Source organism: Cognatilysobacter terrigena (assembly GCF_004361065.1).
In the GTDB taxonomy this organism is placed as follows: Bacteria; Pseudomonadota; Gammaproteobacteria; order Xanthomonadales; family Xanthomonadaceae; genus Cognatilysobacter; species Cognatilysobacter terrigena.
Map to the genome: position 1 here is coordinate 65,999 of NZ_SELT01000007.1, position 19,577 is coordinate 85,575.

The following is a 19,577-nucleotide window of genomic DNA, read 5'->3' on the forward strand; positions in this document are numbered from 1 at the left end:
TCCATGCAGTTCGTGATCGACCCCGCGCATCCGAGCCTGCCCGGCCATTTCCCGGGCAATCCGATCGTGCCGGGCGTCGTGCTGCTCGATCGCGTGGTCGAAGCGATCGAAGCCGAAGCCGGTCCGCTTCATGGCGTGCGCCTCCCGCAGGTGAAGTTCCTGCAACCGTTGCGACCCGGTGAGGCCGCGCGGGTCGAACTCGACGGCGCCGCACCGCGCTGGCGCTTTCGTGTGATGCGCGACGATGTGCTGCTCGCGAGCGGCGACCTCGTCGCCGGTGACGCGTCGTGAACACGAACTGGAAAGAACGCCCGGAAGGCGGCGGCTGGTTCGCGATCTGGCTGATCCGCAGCATCGGTCGCTATGGCGGCCGCGGCGTCGCGCGCGCGTTGCTGCATCCGATCACGCTGTACTTCCTGCTGCGCCGTCCATTCGAGCGCGAGGCCTCGCGACGCTTCCTCACGCGCGCACTCGGCCGCCCCGCGACGACGCGCGACATCGCGAAGCACATCCACACCTTCGCATCGACCATCCTCGATCGCGTCTTCCTGCTCAGCGGCCAGCTCGATCGCTTCGACATCCGCACGTCGGGCCTCGACGAACTGCACGAGCCGCTCGATCGCGGCCAAGGCGTGCTGCTGGTGGGCTCGCACCTCGGCAGCTTCGACGCCATGCGCGTGCTCGGTACGCGGCGTCCGCAGACGAAGATCCGCGTCGTGCTCGACAAGAAGCACAACGTCGCGATGCAGACGCTGCTCGATGCGCTGAATCCCGAACTCGCCGCGAACATCATCGACGGCGGCATGGACGGCCCGTCGGTGCTGCTCGCGATCAAGGAAGCGACTGACCAGGGCGCGCTCGTGGCGCTGCTCGTCGACCGCGCGCAGCCCGGCGCGCCGACGCTGGACGTGCCGTTCATGGGCGGCACGGCCTCGCTGCCGACCGGCCCGTGGATGATCGCCGCCATGCTGAAACTGCCGGTCTGCACCGCGTTCGGTCTGTACCGCGGTGGCAACCGCTACGACCTCGACTTCACCATGTTCAGCGACCGCTTGGTCGCCGACCGGCATAACCGCGCCGCGGTGATCGCCGACTGCGTGCGCCGCTATGCCGCGATCCTCGAGGCGACGGCCCGGCAGTCCCCGTACAACTGGTTCAACTTCTTCGACTTCTGGCGCGAGACCGACCATGCCGCGACGCTCCCTGCTTCCGCTCCTGCTGCTGACGCTGGCGACGCCGTGGGTCCACGCCGCATCGCCGGAGATCGACACCGGCTGGATCCTCTCCAAGCTGGCGCGCCCCGCGCCGATGCGCACGCAGTTCGTCGAGCTGCACGGTTCGCGCCTGTTGAAAGCGCCACTGCGCATCGAAGGCGAGTACGCGCGCCCGAACGACGACACGTTGGTGCGCGACGTGCGTGTGCCCTACGCCGAGACGTCGACCATTCGCGCCGGCAGCGTGACGATCAAGCGCGGCACGTTGTCGCACACGTATTCACTCGATCGCGCGCCGCAGCTCGCGGGCTTGCAGTCGAGCTTCGGTGCGCTGCTCAGCGGTGATCGCACGCAGCTCGAACGCGCGTTCCGTCTCGACAGCAGCGGCACGCGCGAGCTGTGGACGCTGCGTCTGACACCAAAGGACGCGCGCATGGCGAAGTACGTGCGTGACATCGCGCTGTACGGCCGCGGTGCGGAGCTGCGCTGCATCGAGACGACGCCGAGCAAGGGCGAGCTGCAGCGCACGCTGCTCGCCGGCGCGGCGCAGTCCGCCAGCGGTGTCGCCGATGCCGCGTCGCTCGCCTCGCTGTGCCGTGGCGCGGCGACGCGATGAGCGCTGAAGGCCGCAGTCTCACGCCCGGACTCCGCCTTCTCCTCGCCTTCGTTTGGCTCGCCCTCCTGGGCGTGCTGGGCTGGGCCGCGAGCCGCACGCTCGATCTCGGCGGCGACCTGCGCAAGTTCATGCCGGCGCCGCAGACGCCGGCGCAGCACTTCCTGATCGACGAACTCGGCGAAGGCCCGGGCTCGCGCCTGTTGCTGCTCTCGATCGAAGGCGGCACGGCCGAGCAACGCACCGCGCAGTCGCACGCGCTCGCCGCAAAGCTGCGCACCACCAAGGGCATCGCACTCGTCGCGAACGGCGATGCCGACCTTTCCGCAATCCCCGAACGCCTGCGTCCGTATCGCTACCTGCTGTCGGATGCACCGTCGACGGGCGGCCTCGGCGCCGCGGCCTTGAGCGACGAATTGCAGCAGCGCGTCGCCGATCTCGGCTCGCCGATGGCGTCGATGATCGAGCCGGTGATCGAGCGCGATCCGACGCTGGAGATTCTCAAGCTCGCCTCGCAATGGGAGCCCGCCGCATCGCCGCAGAAGGTCGACGGCGTGTGGGTGAGCCGCGATGCGTCGCGCGCGCTGCTCGCCGTGCAGACGACGGCCGCGGGCTTCGATCCCAAGGGCCAGGAAGCCGCGGTCGGCGCGATCCATGCCGCGTTCGATGCCGTTCGCGGCAAGACGCCGACGCATCTCGTCATGACCGGCCCCGGCGCGTTCGCGGTCGAAGTCGCCCGTCGCACGCAGCACGAGGCCAGCCTGATCGGCACGGTCGATTCGATCTGCTTCTTCCTGCTGCTGTGGGTCGCCTATCGCTCGTGGAAGGCGCCGCTGCTCGGCGGCCTGCCGCTCGCGACTGCGGGCCTCACCGGCCTCACCGCCGTGGCGTTCGCGTTCGACGGCGTGCACGGCATCACCGTTGCGTTCGGCTTCACCCTGATCGGCGTCGCGCAGGACTATCCGATCCATCTCTTCAGTCACCAGCGTCCTGGACTGTCGCCGTGGACGAGCGCGAAGGCGCTGTGGCCGACGCTCGGCACCGGCGTCGCGTCGACATGCATCGCGTACATGACGTTCCTCCTGTCGGGCGTCGACGGCCTGCGCCAGCTCGCGGTGTTCACCATCGTCGGCCTCGGCAGCGCTGCGATCGCCGCGCGTTTCCTGCGTCCCGGTCTGATCGACCCCGCGCCGCGCGACGTCGCCGACTCGCGCCGGCTGCGCGCGCTGTGGACGCGCATCGCGCGCTGGCCGCGTCTCGGCGTCGTTGCCGGTCTCGTGCTTGCGACGGTGCTGCTCGCCGCGCTGAAGTTCGCGCCCGGCCCGTTCTGGGAAAACGACCTGTCGAAGCTGACGCCCGTCCCCGCCGGCGCGCTACAGCAGGACGCGCAGCTGCGCAGCGAGCTGGGCGCACCGGACGTGCGTTATCTCGTCACGATCGACGGCCGCGATGTCGAATCGGTGCTGCAGGCGAGCGAGCGCCTGATCCCGACGCTCGATGCGCTGCGCGGGAAGCAGGCGATCGCCGGTTACGACCTCGCCGCGCGCTACGTGCCGAGCGCGGCGACGCAACGCGCTCGCCAGGCGCGCCTGCCCGACGACGCGACGCTGCGCCACGACCTCGGCACCGCGCTCGCATCGAGCCCGTTCGTCGCGGATGCGTTCGAAGGCTTCGTCGAGGATGTCGCGACCGCACGTAGCGCGAAACCGCTCACGCCTGCCGATCTCGACGGCACGCCGCTCGCGAGCGCGATCGAAGGCTTGATGCTCCAGCGTCCCGGCCACGCGACGGCGCTGGTGACGCTGACCGGTCTCAAGGATCCCGCCGTCGTGTCGCGTGCGCTGCAGGGCACCGGCGCGCAGCTGATGGATCTCAAGGACGCGTCGGAATCGCTGGTCGCCGCCTATCGCGGCCGCGTGCTGTGGGCGCTCGCGCTCGCCGGCGTGCTGCTCATCGTCACCGTATTCGTCGCGCTTCGCTCGCCGCGCCGCGTGCTGCGCGTGCTCGCACCGATGGCGCTGACCACGCTGCTGATCCTCGCCGTGCTGCGCGTGCTCGGCGTCGAGTTGAATCTCTTCCACCTCGTCGCGCTGATCCTCGCCGCCGGCCTCGGGCTCGACTACGCGTTGTTCTTCGACCACGCGGGCGACGATTCGGACGAACAGGTGCGCGCGCTGCACGCCATCATCGTCTGTTCGCTGACCACGCTGCTCGTGTTCCTGCTGCTCGGCCTGTCGACGATCCCGGTGCTGCGCGCGATCGGCCTGCCGGTCGCGATCGGCGTCGCATCGAACTTCGTGCTGGCGCTGCTGATCGTCCGCCACGACAGCGTGGAGCGCACGGCATGACGACCCTGCCGCAGACGCGCGAAGACATCACCCGGCTGATCCCGCACCAAGGGCGCATGTGCCTGTGGCAGCGTGTGGTCGAGGCCGACGCGCGGCGCATCGTCGTGCAGGCGTTCGACCACGGCGACGCCGGGCATCCGCTGCGTCATCGCGATCGCCTGCATGCGGTGCATCTGGCCGAATACGGCGCGCAGGCGATGGCGGTGCACGGCGGGCTTCGCGGTCGCGATGCGGGCCTCGCGCCGCGGCCGGGCCTGCTGGTCGCGTTGCGTGGCGTCGTCCTGCATCGCGATCGCATCGACGATCTCGACGGCCCGCTCGACGGCGAAGCCGAAGTGCTGGTCGACAGCGAAACCGGCGCGCAATACGCGTTCGTCATCCGCCATTGCGGCGCGACGATCGCCGAAGGCCGCGCGGCGGTGATCCACCCGCCGGCGTAAGGCCTCAGTGCCGCATCATCGGCCTGTCGGCCACCGAGGCCCCGGACAGGTCGATGCGTTGGGTCTTGCGATGCGTGAGCGCCTCGTCGGCGCGGCCGAACACGGCGAGCGGGTTTTCCGTCGGCGATGTGCTGGTCGCCGCCGCGGCCACCGCATCGGTTCCGAGCATCGTCGCCGATGCATTGGCGATGCGTTCGATCGCCTGCAGCCGATCGGCATCCACCTCGCCGTTGAGGGTGAGCACGAATTCCGGCGCGCCACTCACGCGATTGAGCGCCTCGCCCGACGCCAGCAACCGTTCGAGCGCGTGACTGCACTGCTGCAACGTCTGCTCGACAATGCGATGCCCGCGCTGCGAGACGACGCGCGAATAGCCCTGCAGTTCGACGATCACCACCGAATAACGCGGCAGCGCGACCACCGGCGCCGCTTCCGCGGGCGGGTGCAGCGTCGCGGTGCGCTCGGCGTCGAGCAACTGCCGGCGCGCCTCCAGCAGGTTCATCGTGACGCGCGCCAGCGCGGCGAGCGCCTCGCGCTGGCCGTCGTCGAGTTCGCGCGGGCGACGGTCGATCACGCAGACGGTGCCCACGGCCGTGCCATGCGGCGTCACCAGCGGCATGCCGGCGTAAAAGCGGATGCCGCGTCCGCCGGTGACGTCGGGGTTGTCACGAAAGCGCGGATCCTGCGTCGCGTCCGGCACTTCGAGCAGCAGCTGCGGCTCGCGCACGGCGTGGTCGCAGAAGGCGACGTCGCGCGAGGTTTGCATCGATTCGATGCCGATGCGCGACTTGAACCACTGGCGGTCGCGATCGATCAGCGACATCGTCGCAATCGGCGCATCGCAGATGCGCGCGGCGAGGCGCACGATGTCGTCGTACGCCGCCTCGGGAAGCGAGTCGACGATGCGGTAGGTATCCAGATCACGTTGGCGTTGGCGTTCGGGCATGCAGGGTCTCCACGACGCGGCCTGTTCATTGTCGGAAGCGGGCGTGGGCGCGCAATGAGAGAAAGCCCCTACGCGGTCGCCCGCATGCGCAACTTGCGACGCCTGCCACGAACTACGCGACAATGACGCGGGATTCACACGGACTTCGCAGATGAGCCATCGACGCGCACTCGTGACCGGCGGCAGCGGCGATCTCGGCGGCGCGATCGCATTGCGCCTCGCCATCCAAGGCGAGCACGTCATCGTGCACGCCAACCGCGGCGTCGAACGCGCACAGGGCATCGTCGACGCGATCCGAGCGGCGGGCGGCTCGGCCGAGGCCGTCGCCTTCGACGTGGCCGACGCCGACGCGAGCGCCGACGCCATCGCGCGCATCCTCGACGCCGGCCCGGTGCATATCGTGGTCAACAACGCGGGTATCCACGACGACGCGCCGCTGGCCGGCATGTCGCGCGAGCAGTGGACGCGGGTGATCGACGTGTCGCTGCACGGCTTCTACAACGTGACGCAGCCGCTCCTGCTTCCGATGGCGCGCGGGCGCTGGGGCCGGATCGTCAGCGTGTCGTCGGTTGCCGCGGTGACCGGCAACCGCGGGCAGGCGAACTACGCCGCGGCCAAGGCCGCATTGCACGGCGCATCGAAGTCGCTGGCGCGCGAGATGGCGAGCCGCGGCATCACGGTGAACGTGGTGGCGCCGGGCGTCATCGAAGGGTCGATGGCGAAGGACGCATTCCCCGCCGAGACCATCAAGCAGATCGTCCCGGCGGCGCGCGCCGGCAAGCCGGAGGAAGTCGCGGCGCTGGTGGGCTTCCTGTGCAGCGACGACGCGGCCTACGTCACGGGTCAGGTGATCGGCATCAACGGCGGCATGGCCTGACGCCTCACGCCGCGGCGACGAAGCTGAGCATTCGCCGCTGCGATCCCGCAGTATCGACGCGATCGTCAAGCGGCGGCTGATACATCGATCGCCCAGGCCGCACCGTGCCGGCCGGAGGCTCCCGATGTCCCGTCGCCTCACGTCCGCCGCTCTGCTCGCCCTCGTCCTCGCCGGCCCCGTGGCCGCGTCGCAGCCCGCCATCGATCCCGCCGCACGCAATCCGCCACCCGCGGTCGCGCTGTCGAGTTTCGATCGTTTCGAACTGCAACCGGTGACGCTCGCGCCCGGGCTCGAAGCCCACAAGGGCAACGTCGTCGCGCGGCAGTACCTCGACGTCGACGTCTCCGAACGCGTGCCGCGCCTGATCGAACCGCGCAACGCGACGCCCGTGCAGGGCGAGCCGCGCACGCTGGTGATCCAGCCGGAGGTCGCCGACATCCGCTTCATCACCGGGGGCAAGCGCGTGCTGTTCGGCGGTTTCGCCGGCAGCTCGTGGGCGCTGGTGAAGCTGCACCTGATCGACAAGGCCACGGGCGAAGTCGTGGCGGAACCCCAGTTCCTGCAGCGCGCCAACTCGATCGCCGCCGGCTACAGCCTCGGCGCGGCCGACAAGCTGATGCTGGCGCGGCTCGCCGACATGGTCGCGTCGTACCTGAAGACGAACTTCGACGCTCCGGTGGGCAGTGCGGTGGCGGTGGCCGCCCCGCCAATGGACTGACGGGTGGGACGGACGGTGCACGCGCGGTTCATCGGCCCGGGGCAAGATGGGACGAACCGACGGAGGCCGCTGTCATGACCCTGCGCCCACTTATTCCTGCCGTACTCGCCTTGGCGCTGGCCGCCTGCGCGAGCGCTTCGCACGTGATGATTTCCGACCCGCGCCCGCCGATTCCGGTCGAGCAGGTGCGCCTGTACCTGTCCGCGCCGCAGACGCGTTACGTGGAGATCGCGATCCTCGACGCGAGCAGCGGCGACTTCACCTACGGCGCGCAGAACCGCACCGACACGCTGATGCTGAAGCTGCGCACCGAAGCCGCGAAGCTCGGCGCGAACGGCGTGCTGCTGCAGGACCGCGCGCAGGTGTCCTCGGGCAGTGGCGTGGGCGTCGGCGTGGGCGGCGGCAGCTACCACGGCGGTGGCGGCTTCTCGTCGGGCGGCGTGAGCTTCGGCATCAATCCTCCAAAGGAACTCGCGCACGCCATCGCGATCTACGTGCCGGACGCATCCGGCAGCTGACGCACGTTACGCCGCGGCGTCGACCGTGGCGGCTTCGGCGTACCAGGCCGGCGAGAGCAACGGCTCCGCCGGCGCGCGGTGATCGCCCAGCACCAGTTCCAGTCCCGCATCGCCCAGCCCCGGATGCTCGCGCCGCGCATGCGCCAGCATCTCGGCGGCGAGATCGTGCATGCGCGCGACGTCGGTACGCATGCGGGCGATGAATGCATCCGGCTCGAGGGTGTCGACGAGCTGGCGGTTGAGTTCGTGGAACCACGGAATGCGGTACTGGTCGAGCAGCCGACCGTCGAGCGGCGCGGTATCGCCGCGTTCGGCGTTGAGCTCGCCCCATCGGCGCAGTAGCGACTGCATGCCGAGGTTGAGCGTGCGCGCTTCGCCGAACAGCGTACGCAGCTGGCCGAGCACCGGCGTCGACGTCAGGTAACCGGAGAAGAACAGGGGCGCGAGCAGCGACCAGTAGTACGTGTAGTCCCAGATCACCTTCAGCGGCATGACCTGCGCATCGCCGAACAGGCGGTACTGGTCCTGGTAGAGCGTCAGCGTGTTCTCGTAGAACGAGAAGTAGAGCTGCTGGTACAGCGACGCCATCGCCGTGATCGGCTTGCCCGCGCGATCGGCGGCGATCATCTCCGTGATGTACGTGTTGGCGATCGCGATGAAATCGCTGCCGGGCGAATAAAACGGATCGAGGAACACGCCCGCCTCGCCGGTCAGCGCCCAGCGATCGCCCGAGAACACCTGCTTCGCGCCGTGCGAGAAGTGGCGCATGAACATGAAGTCCTGCAGCTCGTGACCGCCCGCTTCGAGCATCGCGGCGACGCGCGGCTGATGGCGATGCAGCCACGCCATCGCCTTCGCGTGCGTGTTCATCGTCTCCAGCGGGTGCAGGTCGCCGTCGCAGACGATGCCGAGCGAATGCTGGTTGGACGACAGCGGGATCAGCCAGAACCAGTAACCCTCGCCGCACATGTGATTCGTCGAGCGCCAGCGGTCCGGCGGCGTGCAGCGGCCGAGCCAGTCCGGATCGCTCGACCAGTCGCGCGGATCGAGCAGGCCCGACACGCGCCACCACGCAGAATTCGCGTTGTGATCGTTGGTCTGCGCGAGATCGAGCTTGCGCTTGATCAGGCCGGCGCGGCCCGAAGCATCGACCACCCAGCGCGCGGACAGCTCGTGCGTCACGCCATCGCATTCGTAGCGCACGCCGTGGAGCGTGCCGTCGCTACTCAATTCGATGTTGCGCACGATCGCGCCGTCACGCACGTCGATGCCGTTCTCGCGCGCGTGCTCGGTGAGGAAGTTCTCGAAGCGGCCGCGGTCGATCTGCCACGACGTCGTCGGCAGCAGGCGGCTGACACCGAGCTCGGTGCACCGATCGATCTCGGATTGGCCGTCGCTGAAGAAGAAGCGGAAACCGAACTTGCGGATCTGTTCGGTGTCCAGATGCTCGCGCAGGCCGAGCACGTGGCTGAAGTAGTGCGCGCCGATCTCGACGGTCGATTCGCCCACCTTGAACGCGCCTTCGCGCACCGGATGACGATGGCGTTCGAGCACGGTGATGCGCAGCGACGGATCGCGGCGGACGAGCTGGAGTGCGAGCGTCAGGCCGGCGAGTCCACCGCCGAGGATCACGACATCCGGGTCGGTCATGGTGCTCATGGGTCAGCCGGAATGCGCGGGCGCGGCGACGGGCGTCGCAGCGAACTCACCGCTCGGGTCGTGGATGATCACGGGGTTGCTGCGCGTGCGACGGTACTCGGCCATCACGTTGCCGTAGGCGAAGACCTGCGCGACCACGTGCGACGTGATACGCCACAGGTCGCGCAGCGGGCGGAAATGGCTCTTGCGGAACTTCACCGGGCCGGTGTTCGCCTGGTAGCGCGATTCGATCGGCACCGAGACGCAGCGAACGCCGAGCTTGCGCGATGCCGAGATCAGCATCTGCGCCTCGTAGACGAAGTCCTCGCCGGGGATGTCGCCGACGCCGAGCGCGCATACCGATGCCGGGTAGAAGCGCTGGCCGCTCTGCGTGTCGGCGATGCGGAAGCCGCACCCCCAGGCGATGCCCCAGTCGCCGAATTCGTTGGCGATGCGGCGGTAGGTCGGCTGCCGCGCGCGCTTGCGCAGGCGGGCGCCGATGACGATGTGCTCGGGATAGACGTTGGCGGCGTCGAGCAGGCGCGGAATGTCTTCCGCCGCGTGCTGGCCGTCGCCGTCCATGCTGATCACGCCGCGGAAGCCGCGACGCATCGCTTCGGCGAAACCGTCGCGCAGGCCCGCGCCCTTGCCCATGCGCGTGGCGTGACGGATCACGGTGATCGGCAGGTCGGACACGCGCTCGACCGTCGCGTCGTCCGAACCGTCGTCGATGAGGATGACGTTGGGGCAGTGCGCGAGCGCGCCTTCCACCACGTCGCGGATCCGCAGCTCCTCGTTGAGCGCGGGAATGACGATCGCGACGTCGCGGGCGCTGATCGGCTCAGCCATGAACGATCTCCACGTCGAGCACGCGGCCCGGGCCGGCCCGGAGCGTGCAGTGCGGCGTATTCGCCGCGAGGGCCTGGAACAGGGGCAACATCGGTCGCATCGCATTGTGCGCGGCGCATTGCGCCAACGCACCCTCGGGCTCGCCGACCGTCCCGTCCCGAAGCGACAGGGTAAGCCGCGGGCCGCGGTCGCCGCGTGAGAGCACCAGCGCGCCGCCGAGCAGGCCTTCGCTGGGCTGCGCGCGGGCGAGCGGGCCCGTCGATGCGGCATCGAACGCGACCAGCAGCACGGCCTCGGCACCGGTCGCCAGCTGCACGCAGGCTTCGATCAGGCCCTGCGCGAACGTCGCGTCGTAGGCGCTGACCGACGTCGCCGGCGCCATCGCGCCTGCACCGATCGTCCAGTAGCCGGCGGCGGCGTTGTGCACCGAGTTGTGGAACTTGATGGGCGACACCGCGTCCGGCTGCGATGCGAGCGTCGCGCACATGTAGTCGGTGATGGCGAGGTCGCCGTGCATCGATGCGAAGACCGACGGCAGTGTTTTCGGATCGCGTTCGGCCGCGGCGCAGGCGGCGAGGGCGACATCGAGCGCGACGGCGACGCTGTCCGGCGCACGGCGGCGCTCGTTCGGCGGCAGCAGTTGCGGCGACGGGCGCGACGGCGCGTTGTCCACGTGCGTACCGTCGCGCACGAGCGCGAGCGCGGCGTCCCAGCCCGGAACACCTGGCGCCCAGAAGCCGACGCCTTCGATCGTTGCGGTCAGGGTCATGCGGCGGCTCGCCCGAACAGCAGCGAGCAGTTGTTGCCGCCGAAACCGAATGAGTTGTTCATCGCGTAGCGGATCTCGCGATGTGCAGTGTCGAAGCGGATCTGCGGGCCGCAGATCTCATCGGGCGTCGACGCACCGAGCGTGCCCGGCAGTTCGCCCGACTCGAGCGCGAGCAGCGCGATCACCGATTCGACGATGCCCGCCGCGCCCAGCGTGTGGCCGGTGTAAGCCTTGGTCGAACTCGCGTGCAGCGTGTCGGGGAACACCGCCTTCACCGCCAGCGATTCGGCGCGATCGTTCGCCGGCGTCGCCGTGCCGTGCAGGTTGAGATAGCCGACGTCAGCGGGTTGCACGCCGCCGCGCGCGAGCGCATCGCGCATCGCGAGCTGCGCGCCGAGGCCTTCCGGATGCGGCGCCGACATGTGGTGCGCGTCCGACGACTCGCCGTAGCCGCGCAGCTGCAGGCCGGTGTCGCCGTCCTGCGCGCGTTCGACGACCGCGAAGCCGCCGGCCTCGCCGAGCGACAGGCCGTCGCGCGTCGCGTCGAACGGCTTGCACGGGTTCTTCGACACCAGCTGCAGCGAGTTGAAGCCGTAGATCACGCTGCCGCAGAGCGTGTCGACACCGCCGACGATCGCGGCGTCGGCAACACCGGCCTCGATCAGCCGCGCGGCCTGCGCGAACACCTTCGCGCTCGACGAGCAGGCGGTCGCGACGGTCACCGCGGGGCCGCGCGCACCCGTCGCGTGCTGCACGAAGTCGCCCGGCGAATGCACCGTGTGGATGATCGGGCGCTGCAGGTCGGCGGGGAAATTCGTGGTGCCGTCGGCGTCGGTGACCAGGCGCGTGTACGCCTCTTCCGTCGCGCCGATGCTGGAGGTCGACGTGCCGATCACCACGGCGACGCGTTCGGCGCCGTACTTCGCGATCGCGGCGCGCGTGGCGTCCAGCACGCCGTCCTGCTGCAACGCGATCCACGCCAGCCGGTTGTTGCGGCATTCCCACTGCGACCACTCGGCGGGCAGGGCGTCGTCCTCGACGCCGTCGACGCGACCGATCCAGCAGTCCAGCTGCCGAGCGCCGAAGTCGTTGCGGCGCAGGCCGCTGCGGCCCTCGCGAAGCGCGCGGCGGTGGGCGTCCAGCCCGCGGCCGAGCGCGCTCGTCGCGGTGAACGCGCGGATCGCCAGCGGCGGCATCGGGGACAGGTCGGACGGCGGCACGGCGGCTTCCCGTAAACAGGGCGGTGAAGTATGCCAGCCGTCATCCTTCACGCCTTCGTCATGGCGTATCCTCGCGCCACGCCAGTTGCGCTGCTGAACGGCCGCTTCGATGTCGTCCCGCGCCCACCACCAGTTCACTCTCTTCCGCGACCGCGACGTGCTCCAGACGGGCATCGTCGCGCTGGCCGCGTGCGTGCTGTCGGCCGGCTTGGTCTACCTCGCCTACCTCGTGCACGTGGTGCGGACCGCCCGCCGTGCGCCATGCGCGCCGGAGCAGGGCGCGCACCTGCTGCTGTTCGGCAAGCACGCGCCGCGGGGGCGGATCGACGACGACTTCGCCGCGCGCCTCGATCGTGCCGCGACGCTGTGGCGCGAGCGTCCGTCGCAGCATCTCGTGCTGCTGGGCGGCGGTGCGCAGGGCGAGCCGACCGAAGCGGAGATCGCGCGTCGCGAACTGTTCGCACGTGGCCTCGCGCCCGACACGCCGCTGCAGCTCGAATCCAGCTCGCGCGACACGCTGCAGAACCTGCGCAATGCGCGGCAGATGCTCGGCGATGCGGTGCGCGATCGCGTGACGCTGCTGTCGAACCGCTACCACCTCGCGCGCTGCGCGCTGTTCGCCCGTCAGCTCGGTTTCGACGTCGAGCTCTGCGCCGCCGAGCCGCGCCTGCGCCTCAGCCCGCGCATGGTGCTGCGCCTCGCCGGCGAAGCGGCCTACATCTGCTGGGCTGACATCGGCACGCGCTGGGCGCGATTCGTGCGCAGCGACCGCATGCTGGCGCGGGTGACCTGAGCGTCGCCCAGCGAACCATCCAAATGAAAACGCCCGCATCACTGCGGGCGTTTTGCATTGCGACGGGGCGATCGATCAGCCCTTCTTCGCCTTCTGCTGCGGCACGAACTGTTCGCGCACCGCCTTGGCGAGCAGCTTCGGCGGCAGCAGGCCCTGGTCGAGCAGGAAGTCGTTGAAGGCCTTGCGGTCGAACTTGTCGCCGAGCGCGATCTCGGTTTCGGTGCGCAGCTGCATCAGCTGCGAGTAGCCGTAGAAGTAGCTGCCCGCCTGGCCCGGCGAATTCACCGAATAGCGATCGATTTCCTGGCGCGCCATCGCCTTCGACAGGCCGACCTTGTTCACCAGCCAGTTGAACGCGGTATCGCGATCGGTAAGGCCGAGGTTGATCATCGGATCGAGCATGGCGCGGCTCGCACGCAGCAGGCGCAACTGCTGCGCGATCAGCTGACCGTCGAGCGGCTCGTACGGCACCATCTCCGCCTCGGCGTACAGCGCCCAGCCTTCAACGTTGACCGAGTTAAACGCGTAGAGCGTGCGCGCCAGCGAGATGCCGCGCTCGACCATCGCGGTGACCTGCAGCTCGTGGCCCGGACGGCCTTCGTGCGCGGACAGCGTCCACGCGCCAGCCGGGTAGTTGAAGTCGTCGTACGGGCCGTCGGCGCCCGCGTTCGGGTTCGACAGCGGCAGCACGAACACGCCCTGCTGGCCGGTGTTGCCGACCAGCGGCGCCGGGAGGAAGTGCGGCGCCGGCTGCGAGGCGTTTTCCGCCGGCGTGCCCACGCGCATCTGCATCGGACGGTTCGGCAGCTCGACGACGCGCTTCGCCGCGATCAGGCGATCGAGTTCCGGCATCACCACCGTGCGGTAATGCGCTTCGATCTTGTCGTCGGGGATCGGCGTCTTCTTGAGCTGGCGGATCACGGCGACGTAATCGGTGTCGTTCCAGCCGTGTTCCTTCGCGACCAGCGGCGCGATCTGCTGCATCGCGTTACGCGTTTCCGCGAACTCCATCTGCGCGCGTTCGATCAGCGTGCGCGGATCGATGTCGATGCCGACGTTCTTGAGCGCGAGCGAATACAGCTCCGGCGGCAGCGAATACGTCGTGCGCGCCTTCGGCAACACGGTCGACTTGCTCCACGCGGCGTACTCGTCGAGCTGCTTGTCGAGCTGGGCCAGCGCCGGGCCCGCGTCGATCTTGTACTTGTCGAACAGTGCCTTGATGCCGGTCTGGTACGTCTTGAGGTTGTCGAGCGACTGCTGCACCTCGACCTGCGTCGGCATCAGCAGGCCGGCCTGGTCGCGCTCGTCGTAGCGCTGGCGCGCGAGCGTGGTCAGCGGCGTGCTGCCCGGCGCCATGCCGACATACGCCTGCAGGCGCTTCACCGCCATCGCGCGGCGCTCGGCCGGGGTCTGGTCGGAGAGCAGGCCCTGCAAGCCGCCGAACACGGTCTGGCCGACGTCGAGCCACGGGCGCGTCATCTTCTCGTTGACCGTGCTGGCTTCGATCGCGTCGTCGGCGGCCTCGATCAGGATCTCGAGGTCCTGGCGGACGTTCGGATCCTTTTCCGTCGCGAGCTTAGTCTTGAGCTCGTCGCGCGCCTTGGCGGTGGCGTCGCGATAGCGCGAGGCGTAGTTCGGGCCGTAGTCGAAGACCTTGTCGTCGAAGCCCGGCACGCCGAAGAACGAGAGCTGCTCCGGCTGGAACGGCGCCTGCGCCATCAGCAGGATCTGCGTGTACTGGTTGCTGCGCGCGACCCACGCCGGCGCGGGCTTGGCCGCCGGTCTGGCCGCGGCCTTCGCGGCGGGTGCAGCGGGCGCCGCGAGCGCGAGGCCCGGGGCGAGCAACGCGAGCGAAAGGGCGAGGACGAGGGGCTTGTGCATGGTCGAGGGGCTCCGGTGAGGCGTCGAGGATGGCGGGCCGGCCGGACGCGGCCATGCGCCGAAGGTCACGGCGATGCGATGGAGCGCACGCGCGCCGACGGCAGGTCGGCGCGCGCGGGGGACGTCACGGCTTCAGGCAGCGCGCCAGGAAGTCGTCGGTCATCTTCAGGCGGTGCAGCTGGTCCTTGCCCTTGAGGCCGTGCTTCGCACCCGGATAGGTCATCAGCTCGAAGGTCTGGCCGCGCTGCTGCAAGGCGCTCATCAGCGCGGTGGAGTTGGTGAACAGCACGTTGTCGTCGGCCATGCCGTGCAGCAGCAACAGCTTCGGCGCGTTCGGGCCGACCAAGCCGTCGATGTGCTCGAGCACGCGCGCGTTCTTGTAGCCCTGCGGATTGCTCTTCGGCAGGTCCATGTAGCGCTCGGTGTAGTGCGTGTCGTACAGGCCCCAGTCCGTGACGGGCGCGCCGGCCACGCCGCAGGTGTAGTCGCCCTTGCCGTTCGCGAGCAGCATCAGCGTCATGTAGCCGCCGTTGCTCCAGCCGTAGACGCCGACGCGCTTGGCATCCACCCACGGCTGCGACGTCAGCCAGTGCAGCGCGGTGCGCTGGTCGTCGACTTCCACTGTGCCCTGCTTGCCGTACAGCGCGCCGCCGAACGCCGCGCCGCGACGCGGCGTGCCGCGGTTGTCGACCGAGAACACCACGTAGCCGTGCTGCGCGAGGTACTGGTTGAGATCGGGCTGCCAGGTTTCCTTGACCGTCTGCGAGGCGGGGCCGCCGTAGACGTTGACGACGACCGGGTACTTCTTCGACGCATCGAACCCGTCCGGCTTGATGACGTAGTAGTGCAGCGACGTCTTGCCGTCGGCGGCCTTGAGCGTGCCGAACTCCATCGGGCGATGCGCGGCGCGGTAGGGCGCATAGGGATGCTTGGCGTCGGCGAGGTCGTTCTTCACCAGCGTTGCGATCTCGCCGCCGTCGGCGCGATGCAGCACCAGCTGCGGCGGCGTGGTCGGGTTCGACCAGTTGTCGACGTAGACGCTGCTGTTCGCCGCGAACGTCGCGCTGTGCCAGCCCGCTTCCTTCGACAGCTTCTCGATCGCGCCGCCCTTGAGCGGCACGCGATAGACCTGCAGCTGCGTCGGCGATTCACGGCCCGCGCTGAAGTAGACCCAGCCGGCGTTCGGGTCGACGCCAAGCACGTCGTCGACCGGCCACTCGCCCGACGTCAGCGCGCGCGCCTTGCCGGCGGCGTCGATGACGTAGAGGTGCTCGAAACCGCTGCGCTCGCTGCTCCACAGGAATGCGCCGTCCTTGAGGAAGCGCAACGCGTCGTGCAGCGGTACCCACGTCTTCGACCGTTCAGTGACGAGCGTGCGCTGCTTGTTCGTCGACAGGTCGGTCTCGATGAGCTCGAGCGTCTTCTGGTCGCGCGACTGGCGCTGGAAGGTGAGGTGTTGGGGATCGCGCCACGTGACGCGGGCGAGGTAGATGTCGGGGTTCTGGCCGAGGTCGATCCAGCGCGCATCCTTTGATGCACCCGACGGATCGATCACGCCGAGCTTGATCGCGACGTTGGTATCGCCCGCTGCCGGATAACGCTGCTCGACGACTTCGGTGCGGTCCGGATACACCTCGTAGCGCTTCTGCACCGGCACCTTCGATTCGTCGATGCGTGCGAACGCGATGCCCGAGTCATCCGGCGCCCACCAGTAACCGGTGTGGCGTGCCATTTCCTCGTCGGCGACGAACTCCGCCTGGCCGTTGCCGATGGTCTCGCCGCCGTCGAACGTGAGCTGGCGCTGCGCGCCAGTGGCGAGGTCGATCACCCACAGGTTGCGGCCGCGCACGAAGCTGACGTACTTGCCGGCCGGCGAGATCTTGGGATCGGTCGCGAAGCCTTCCTTGTTGGTGAGCTTGCGCACCGCGTCCTTGCCGGACTTGGCGAGGTCGTAGAGATAGAGGTCGCCGCCGAGTGGGAACAGCAGCGTCTTGCCGTCGGGCGAGAACTGGTAGTCGACGATGCCGGACAGCGCGGCGATGCGCTGGCGTTCACGGCGCGCCTTCTCCTCGTCGCTCAGCACTTCCGCGCCGGGGAGCACGTCGTCGGAGTCGACGAGAAGCTTCGTCGTCCCGCTCGCGATGTCGTAGGCCCAGAGGTCGAGGCGATTGCGGTCGCGGTCCTTGCCGCGCAGGAACGTGACGCGCGTTCCATCCGGCGACACCTTGGGTTTCACGAGGCTCGGACCCGACAGCGGTGCATCGCCGGCGAGCGCTTCGAGGGTGAGTCTGGACGGCGGGGCCGGCGTTTCGGCGGAGGCGATGGGCGAGATCAAAGCGGCGGTCAGCAGGACGGCGGGGAGGACAGCACGAAGCCGGAGGCGGTTCATGTGGATGGGTCGTCGCGGAAGTCAAGCGAGTGTACGGGTCGCCGTGTGTGCGCAGACACACCGAACTGTCGACTCCGGACTGCTACCGTCGCCCGATGTCCCCCCCCAACTCCCTGCGGTGGCGTCTGCGCGACGCGACCGCCGACGCCCATGCCCGCGTCGATGCGCGCGTCGGGGACGCCTTCGACGACGTGGCCGGCTACGCCATGTTCCTGCGCGCCATGCACCGCTTCGTCGCCAACGCGCGGCACGTGCTCGGCGACGCCGACGATCTCGTCGCCTGTGAAGCCGCGCTGCTCGAGGACCTCAGTGTCGTCGGCAGCGCACCGGTGGACAGCGGCGAAGCACCGGCAACCACGCGCGACGATGCGCGCCTCGGCTGGCGCTACGTGATTGCGGGCTCCTCGCTCGGCGCGCGCGTATTGGTGCGGCGCGTCGAAGCGCTCGGCTTCGATGCCACGCGGGGCGCGCGCTACCTCACGCTCCACGCGCAGGGCGATGCCTGGCGTACGTTGTTGTCCACGCTCGACGCCCTGCGTCTGAGCCCCGGCGAGGAGCGCGCGGCATGTGCCGGCGCGAACGAAGCCTTCGCCTGCGTCGAGCGCTGCCTCGACAATGCACGTTACGGAGCTGTCGCATGACCCGCTTGAACACCATCGACGCCGATGGCTGCGCGAAGGAACCGATCCATCTGTCCGGCGCGATCCAGGCGCACGGCTATCTCGTCAGCTGCGCGATGCCGGATTGGACCGTGCGCCAGACGTCCGCGAACATCGAAGACCTGCTCGGCGTTCCGGTCGACGAACTGCTCGGACGTTCGCTGCGCGACTACGCAAGCGAGGACGTGCTGCAGGCGATCCTCGACACGCTGTCGATGGTGACGCCGGGCAACGCGACCGCGCAGCGCGCGGGGCAGGCCAATCTCGGTCCGCTCGGCACGGCATGCGACCTCGTCGTGCACGTCGCCGACGATCTGGTGCATATCGAGATCGAACCGCGCTTCGAGCGCGGCATGTCGCCGCAGCCGACGGTGCTCGCGCAGTCGATGATCGCGGCCGTCGCGCACGAGCCGCCCGAAAACTTCCACGAGTTCGTGGCCGCGCAGGTGCGTGGGCTGACCGGCTACGACCGCGTGATGGTCTATCGCTTCCTGCACGACGGCACCGGCGACGTGATCGCCGAGTCGCGCGCGGACGACATGGAGGCCTACCTCGGCCTGCGTTTTCCCGCATCCGACATTCCGCCGCAGGCGCGCGCGCTGTACCTGCGCAATCGCCTGCGCGTGATTCCGGATGTCGACTACGAACCGGTGCCGATCGTGCCGGGCATGGTCGACGACGGTCGCCCGCTCGATCTCTCGCAGCACGCGCTGCGCAGCGTCTCGCCGATCCACCTCGAATACCTGCGCAACATGGGCGTCGGTGCGTCGATGTCGATCTCGATCATCGCCGGTGGCCGCCTGTGGGGACTGGTCGCCTGCCATCACCGCGTGCCGCGGCTGGTGCCGCCGGCGATCCGCGCGGCCGCCGACCTGTTCGGCCTGTTCGTCTCGATGCGCGTCGCGTCGGCCGAGCAGCAGAGGACGCTCGCGCATTTCGAGCACGCACAGCAGGTGCGCGACGCGCTGGTGCTGCGACTGACGCAGGCGCGCGACTTCGACCGCGCGCTGACCGACGAGCTGCCGCTGCTCCGCACCGCACTCGGTGCGGACGGCGCCGCGCTGTGGTCGCAGTCGCGCTGGCATGCGAGCGGGCAAACGCCGGATCCACGCCGCGTGGCGGCGCTGGTCGACTGGTTGCAGCAGCAGGGCGCTGTCAGCGTCGCCGTGACCGACACCGCTGCCGACTGGGCCGCGCCCATGGACGGCGATGCCACCGCCGGCGTGCTCGCCCTGCGACTCGGCGCCGACGACTGGCTGCTTCTGTTCCGCGACGAACAGGTGCAGACCGTCAACTGGGCGGGCGAGCCGGCGAAGGCGCTCGTCCCCACCGACGACGGCCTGCGCATCGCGCCGCGCCGTTCGTTCGCGGTCTGGCGCGAAAGCGTGCGCGGCCACAGCGCGCCGTGGAGCGACGCCGACCGCCGCGGCGCCGCGCGCCTGCACCAGGTGCTGACCGAGCAGCGCCGTCGCATCCAGACGCGCACCGACGTGCCCGCGCTCGACCAGCAGCGCCGGCAGGCCGCGATGGATGAGCGTCGCCAGCGCCTCGAGCAACTCTCGCAAATGCTCGAAGGGCTCAGCCATCTCGATCCCGGCGTCGGCGCGCGCCTCGACGCCGGCATCGCCGCGCTCGAGGACGAGCTGCAGCGTCTGGCCGAAGTCGCGCCGCTCGCGGATGTCGAGGAAGCCCTGCGCTGATTGAG

At 69.5% G+C, this 19,577-nt stretch carries 17 protein-coding genes and 1 pseudogene; 11 read left to right on the forward strand and 7 right to left on the reverse strand.

The window, feature by feature from the left end; all coding sequences use genetic code 11:
* Positions 1-3 precede the first annotated feature (3 nt).
* The 5 genes and pseudogenes from EVS83_RS06315 to EVS83_RS06335 all read left to right on the forward strand — a co-directional run bounded on the left by EVS83_RS06315 (position 4) and on the right by EVS83_RS06335 (position 4,615).
* Complete coding sequence (locus tag EVS83_RS06315) at positions 4-291, forward strand: ApeI family dehydratase (RefSeq protein ID WP_133500188.1); 288 nt, start codon at positions 4-6, stop codon at positions 289-291.
* A pseudogene (locus EVS83_RS06320) lies at positions 288-1,250 on the forward strand (LpxL/LpxP family acyltransferase); the annotation flags it as partial. The gene EVS83_RS06315 and the pseudogene EVS83_RS06320, both read left to right, overlap by 4 nt.
* Positions 1,189-1,830, forward strand: coding sequence for a LolA-related protein (locus EVS83_RS16035; protein ID WP_246022799.1), 642 nt, complete (start codon positions 1,189-1,191; stop codon positions 1,828-1,830). The pseudogene EVS83_RS06320 and the gene EVS83_RS16035, both read left to right, overlap by 62 nt.
* Entirely contained in the window at positions 1,827-4,175 is a 2,349-nt protein-coding gene (locus tag EVS83_RS06330) for an MMPL family transporter (RefSeq protein WP_133500191.1), read from the forward strand. Before EVS83_RS16035 ends, EVS83_RS06330 begins: the two co-directional genes overlap by 4 nt.
* Complete coding sequence (locus tag EVS83_RS06335) at positions 4,172-4,615, forward strand: hotdog family protein (protein WP_133500192.1); 444 nt, start codon at positions 4,172-4,174, stop codon at positions 4,613-4,615. Before EVS83_RS06330 ends, EVS83_RS06335 begins: the two co-directional genes overlap by 4 nt.
* A gap of 4 nt (positions 4,616-4,619) precedes the next feature.
* On the opposite strand, the gene EVS83_RS06340 is transcribed toward EVS83_RS06335, so the two are convergent.
* Positions 4,620-5,561 carry a GAF domain-containing protein gene (locus EVS83_RS06340; RefSeq protein ID WP_133500193.1) on the reverse strand — a complete coding sequence of 314 codons (942 nt, stop codon included), beginning with the start codon at positions 5,559-5,561 and terminating at the stop codon, positions 4,620-4,622.
* A 151-nt stretch (positions 5,562-5,712) separates the two neighbouring features.
* On the opposite strand from EVS83_RS06340, the gene fabG reads away from it, so the two are divergent.
* The 3 genes from fabG (at position 5,713) to EVS83_RS06355 (ending at position 7,674) form a co-directional block, all read left to right on the forward strand.
* Positions 5,713-6,438, forward strand: coding sequence for a 3-oxoacyl-ACP reductase FabG (gene fabG / locus EVS83_RS06345; protein WP_133500194.1), 726 nt, complete (start codon positions 5,713-5,715; stop codon positions 6,436-6,438).
* 124 nt (positions 6,439-6,562) lie between these two features.
* Entirely contained in the window at positions 6,563-7,156 is a 594-nt protein-coding gene (locus tag EVS83_RS06350; RefSeq protein WP_133500195.1) for a hypothetical protein, read from the forward strand.
* Between the two features lie 74 nt (positions 7,157-7,230).
* Positions 7,231-7,674, forward strand: a complete 444-nt coding sequence (locus EVS83_RS06355) for a hypothetical protein (protein ID WP_133500196.1) — start codon at positions 7,231-7,233, stop codon at positions 7,672-7,674.
* Between the two features lie 6 nt (positions 7,675-7,680).
* Here EVS83_RS06355 and EVS83_RS06360 read toward each other — a convergent pair whose 3' ends face one another.
* Genes EVS83_RS06360 through EVS83_RS06375 form a run of 4 tightly spaced genes read right to left on the reverse strand, consistent with a single transcriptional unit; the run spans position 7,681 to position 12,126 of the window.
* Positions 7,681-9,324, reverse strand: a complete 1,644-nt coding sequence (locus EVS83_RS06360; protein ID WP_133500237.1) for an NAD(P)/FAD-dependent oxidoreductase — start codon at positions 9,322-9,324, stop codon at positions 7,681-7,683.
* A gap of 12 nt (positions 9,325-9,336) precedes the next feature.
* Positions 9,337-10,161 (reverse strand): glycosyltransferase family 2 protein, encoded by an 825-nt coding sequence (locus EVS83_RS06365; RefSeq protein ID WP_133500197.1) that lies wholly within the window; start codon positions 10,159-10,161, stop codon positions 9,337-9,339.
* The gene (locus tag EVS83_RS06370; RefSeq protein ID WP_133500198.1) at positions 10,154-10,930 is read right to left on the reverse strand and encodes a beta-ketoacyl synthase chain length factor; all 777 of its coding nucleotides are present in this window, start codon (positions 10,928-10,930) and stop codon (positions 10,154-10,156) included. Before EVS83_RS06370 ends, EVS83_RS06365 begins: the two co-directional genes overlap by 8 nt.
* The gene (locus EVS83_RS06375) at positions 10,927-12,126 is read right to left on the reverse strand and encodes a beta-ketoacyl-[acyl-carrier-protein] synthase family protein (protein WP_133500238.1); all 1,200 of its coding nucleotides are present in this window, start codon (positions 12,124-12,126) and stop codon (positions 10,927-10,929) included. The genes EVS83_RS06370 and EVS83_RS06375 overlap by 4 nt, the downstream gene beginning before the upstream one ends.
* 133 nt (positions 12,127-12,259) lie before the next feature.
* Here EVS83_RS06375 and EVS83_RS06380 point away from each other — a divergent pair, with 133 nt between their 5' ends.
* Positions 12,260-12,943, forward strand: coding sequence for a YdcF family protein (locus EVS83_RS06380; RefSeq protein ID WP_133500199.1), 684 nt, complete (start codon positions 12,260-12,262; stop codon positions 12,941-12,943).
* A 75-nt stretch (positions 12,944-13,018) separates the two neighbouring features.
* Here the strand turns inward: EVS83_RS06380 and EVS83_RS06385 are convergent, their stop codons facing one another.
* Positions 13,019-14,824, reverse strand: a complete 1,806-nt coding sequence (locus EVS83_RS06385; protein WP_133500200.1) for a DUF885 domain-containing protein — start codon at positions 14,822-14,824, stop codon at positions 13,019-13,021.
* A 124-nt stretch (positions 14,825-14,948) separates the two neighbouring features.
* Complete coding sequence (locus tag EVS83_RS06390; protein WP_133500201.1) at positions 14,949-17,213, reverse strand: S9 family peptidase; 2,265 nt, start codon at positions 17,211-17,213, stop codon at positions 14,949-14,951.
* Positions 17,214-17,308: 95 nt separating this feature from the next.
* On the opposite strand from EVS83_RS06390, the gene EVS83_RS06395 reads away from it, so the two are divergent.
* Together EVS83_RS06395 and EVS83_RS06400 are read left to right on the forward strand one after the other, a co-directional pair.
* A complete protein-coding gene (locus EVS83_RS06395) occupies positions 17,309-17,854 on the forward strand; it encodes a biliverdin-producing heme oxygenase (protein ID WP_133500202.1) in 546 nt (181 codons plus the stop codon).
* Entirely contained in the window at positions 17,851-19,572 is a 1,722-nt protein-coding gene (locus tag EVS83_RS06400; protein WP_166636823.1) for a GAF domain-containing protein, read from the forward strand. The genes EVS83_RS06395 and EVS83_RS06400 overlap by 4 nt, the downstream gene beginning before the upstream one ends.
* Positions 19,573-19,577: the final 5 nt, after the last annotated feature.

Excerpts from the sequence above, each read along its gene's own strand:
- EVS83_RS06400 (WP_166636823.1), top strand. The coding sequence starts at position 17,851 with ATGACCCGCTTGAACACCATCGACGCCGATGGCTGCGCGAAGGAACCG.
- EVS83_RS06390 (WP_133500201.1), bottom strand. The coding sequence starts at position 17,213 with ATGAACCGCCTCCGGCTTCGTGCTGTCCTCCCCGCCGTCCTGCTGACC.
- EVS83_RS06340 (WP_133500193.1), bottom strand. The coding sequence starts at position 5,561 with ATGCCCGAACGCCAACGCCAACGTGATCTGGATACCTACCGCATCGTC.
- EVS83_RS16035 (WP_246022799.1), top strand. The coding sequence starts at position 1,189 with ATGCCGCGACGCTCCCTGCTTCCGCTCCTGCTGCTGACGCTGGCGACG.
- EVS83_RS06375 (WP_133500238.1), bottom strand. The coding sequence starts at position 12,126 with ATGCCGCCGCTGGCGATCCGCGCGTTCACCGCGACGAGCGCGCTCGGC.
- fabG (WP_133500194.1), top strand. The coding sequence starts at position 5,713 with ATGAGCCATCGACGCGCACTCGTGACCGGCGGCAGCGGCGATCTCGGC.
- EVS83_RS06385 (WP_133500200.1), bottom strand. The coding sequence starts at position 14,824 with ATGCACAAGCCCCTCGTCCTCGCCCTTTCGCTCGCGTTGCTCGCCCCG.
- EVS83_RS06360 (WP_133500237.1), bottom strand. The coding sequence starts at position 9,324 with ATGACCGACCCGGATGTCGTGATCCTCGGCGGTGGACTCGCCGGCCTG.
- EVS83_RS06350 (WP_133500195.1), top strand. The coding sequence starts at position 6,563 with ATGTCCCGTCGCCTCACGTCCGCCGCTCTGCTCGCCCTCGTCCTCGCC.
- EVS83_RS06395 (WP_133500202.1), top strand. The coding sequence starts at position 17,309 with ATGTCCCCCCCCAACTCCCTGCGGTGGCGTCTGCGCGACGCGACCGCC.
- EVS83_RS06330 (WP_133500191.1), top strand. The coding sequence starts at position 1,827 with ATGAGCGCTGAAGGCCGCAGTCTCACGCCCGGACTCCGCCTTCTCCTC.
- EVS83_RS06355 (WP_133500196.1), top strand. The coding sequence starts at position 7,231 with ATGACCCTGCGCCCACTTATTCCTGCCGTACTCGCCTTGGCGCTGGCC.
- EVS83_RS06365 (WP_133500197.1), bottom strand. The coding sequence starts at position 10,161 with ATGGCTGAGCCGATCAGCGCCCGCGACGTCGCGATCGTCATTCCCGCG.
- EVS83_RS06370 (WP_133500198.1), bottom strand. The coding sequence starts at position 10,930 with ATGACCCTGACCGCAACGATCGAAGGCGTCGGCTTCTGGGCGCCAGGT.
- EVS83_RS06335 (WP_133500192.1), top strand. The coding sequence starts at position 4,172 with ATGACGACCCTGCCGCAGACGCGCGAAGACATCACCCGGCTGATCCCG.
- EVS83_RS06315 (WP_133500188.1), top strand. The coding sequence starts at position 4 with ATGCAGTTCGTGATCGACCCCGCGCATCCGAGCCTGCCCGGCCATTTC.
- EVS83_RS06380 (WP_133500199.1), top strand. The coding sequence starts at position 12,260 with ATGTCGTCCCGCGCCCACCACCAGTTCACTCTCTTCCGCGACCGCGAC.